At 74.4% G+C, this 2,055-nt stretch carries 4 protein-coding genes; 3 read left to right on the top strand and 1 reads right to left on the bottom strand.

Features of this window, described 5'->3' with window-relative positions; translation table 11 throughout:
- Both AC2W7G_RS14670 and AC2W7G_RS14665 read left to right on the top strand, forming a co-directional pair.
- Window positions 1-323: zinc-dependent metalloprotease (locus AC2W7G_RS14670; protein WP_485869090.1), on the top strand; the 323-nt coding region annotated here is incomplete at its 5' end.
- Complete coding sequence (locus tag AC2W7G_RS14665; protein ID WP_485869089.1) at window positions 320-898, top strand: NUDIX hydrolase; 579 nt, start codon at window positions 320-322, stop codon at window positions 896-898. The genes AC2W7G_RS14670 and AC2W7G_RS14665, both read left to right, overlap by 4 nt.
- On the opposite strand, the gene AC2W7G_RS14660 is transcribed toward AC2W7G_RS14665, so the two are convergent.
- Complete coding sequence (locus tag AC2W7G_RS14660; protein WP_485869088.1) at window positions 822-1,322, bottom strand: YgjP-like metallopeptidase domain-containing protein; 501 nt, start codon at window positions 1,320-1,322, stop codon at window positions 822-824. The genes AC2W7G_RS14665 and AC2W7G_RS14660 overlap by 77 nt on opposite strands.
- Window positions 1,323-1,676: 354 nt before the next feature.
- Between AC2W7G_RS14660 and AC2W7G_RS14655 the strand changes: the two genes are divergently transcribed.
- On the top strand, window positions 1,677-1,835 hold the full coding sequence (locus AC2W7G_RS14655) for a DUF5679 domain-containing protein (RefSeq protein ID WP_485869087.1): 159 nt from the start codon (window positions 1,677-1,679) through the stop codon (window positions 1,833-1,835).
- The last annotated feature ends 220 nt before the right edge of the window (window positions 1,836-2,055 follow it).

Below are 2,055 nucleotides of genomic sequence, written 5' to 3'. Positions count from 1 at the left end.
CCGAGGGCGGCCCGGCCGAGCAGACCTTCGCCACGCTCGTCGGGCTCGAGCTGCGTCCGCGCCGCCTGCGCGACGCGGCCAACCTGTGGGCGGCGCTGCGCGACGCTCAGGGCGCCGAGGCCCGCGACGCCGTCTGGTCGCACCCCGACCTGCTGCCCACCGTCGAGGACCTCGACGACCCGATCGGCTTCGCCGCCGGCGAGAACCGACCCTCCGACGGCCCGAGCGCCCAGTTCGACGCCCAGTTCGACGAGGCCCTCGGCCGGCTGCTCGACGAGGGCGACGACGGACGTCCGTCCGGCGACGACGACCAGCCGCGGTGACGCTGCACGCCGACGCCGTCCGGGTGCTGACCGCCTGGACGGCGCCCGACGCCGCCCAGGACGACCTGCGCCGTGACTACCTGGCGCACCTGGCCACCCGGCCGGACGCCATGGAGCGCGCCTGCCACCCGGACCACCTCACGGCGTCCGCGCTGGTGGTCGACGCCGACCACGAGCGCGTCCTGCTGACCCTGCACCGGCGCCTGCAGCGCTGGCTGCAGACCGGCGGGCACTGCGAGGGCGACGACGCGACGCTGGCCGAGGCGGCGCTGCGCGAGGCGACCGAGGAGTCCGGCATCGACGGGCTGGTCGTGGACCCCGACCCGGTCGTCCTGTCGCGCCACGAGGTGCCGTGCGGGCCGCTGCGTCCGGCGCACCACCTCGACGTGCAGTACGTCGCCGTGGCGCCGCGCGGCGCGGTCGAGGTGATCAGCGACGAGTCCAGCGACCTGCAGTGGTTCGGCCTGGACGACCTGCCCGAGGGCGTGGACGACAGCGTCAGGACGCTGGTGGAGCTGAGTGCTCGACGCCTTCGAGGAACCCCCGAGCCCGCTCCGTCCGCGGGTACGCGCTGACCAGCTGCCAGAACCGGTCGGAGTGGTTGGCCTCCACCAGGTGGGCCAGCTCGTGGACGAGCACGTAGTCGACGACGTACGGCGGCATGCCCTGCAGCTTGTCCGAGATCCGGATGGCGCCCTCGGCCGCGGTGCACGACCCCCAGCGCGTGGTCATGTTCGACACCCAGCGCACCGACGTGGGCATGGGGGCGCCGGCGACGTAGCGGCGCGACAGCTCGCGGGCGCGGGCCTCGAGCTCGTCGTCGCCCGGACGCCGGCGGGCCTCGCGCTTCTCCATGCGGGCCAGCAGCCGGGCCACGATCGGCTCGAGCTGGGCGTCCGTCACGTGCTGCGGCACCAGGGCGACGAGCCGCTCGCCCTCGCGGCGCAGCGACACCGTCTTGCTGCGGCGCTTGCTGCGGCGGATCTCGACCTCGGGCACGTCGCGAGCGTAGTCCGGTCCCCCGACAGGTCCCGTCCCGTCCGCGCTGAGCGTGACGTTGTGCACGCGACACGCCGCGAGAGGCGTGCACAACGTCACTCTCAGCGAGGGGGCGCCGCGGCCGCTCGAGGAGGCGAACCCTCGACCCGGGGTGGAGGGACTCGCCCGGATGTCCACGACGCGCCGAGGACGTTCCACAGCCCCGCCGCGTGTCTGCACACACCGCCCCCAACCTTGTCCACAGCCGGTGGACAACGCGGCACGCCGCTGGACGTGACGGGCGGCGCGCCCGCGCTCGTCGTACGCTCCCTGTGACTGGCATCACACGATGCCCCCGGCGGACAGGAGCGCACGATGGCTGATGAGTGGACCGGTGAGTTCTACTGCGTGAAGTGCAAGGAGAAGCGCGAGGCGACCGGCGAGATCCAGGTGAGCGACAAGGGCACCAAGATGGCCAAGGGCACCTGCCCGGTGTGCGGCACGAAGCTCAACCGCATCCTCGGCCGGGCCTGACCCCCACGTCCGAGCCGCCCCCGCGCCCTGCGCCGGGGCGGCTCGCGGGCGTCTGTGGACGACGCGGGACGCAGCCGTCGGCCCGAGGCCAGGCTGAGGCATGGCGTTCCGACCCTGCCTGCGTCCGGGCCTGCTGCTCCTGCGACGCGACGCCCGGCACCTGCAGCTCGGCACCCTCCCCCGGCGCGTCGTGTACGCGACGAGCCCGGGCTGCGTCCCG

The organism is Aeromicrobium sp. PFPM2_SD2 (assembly GCF_057364525.1).
Note: the sequence above shows the minus strand (reverse complement) of the source record. Positions and strands in the feature narration are given on the sequence as shown.

Coding starts and splice junctions, on each gene's coding strand:
- AC2W7G_RS14655 (WP_485869087.1), top strand. CDS start 1,677: ATGGCTGATGAGTGGACCGGTGAGTTCTACTGCGTGAAGTGCAAGGAG.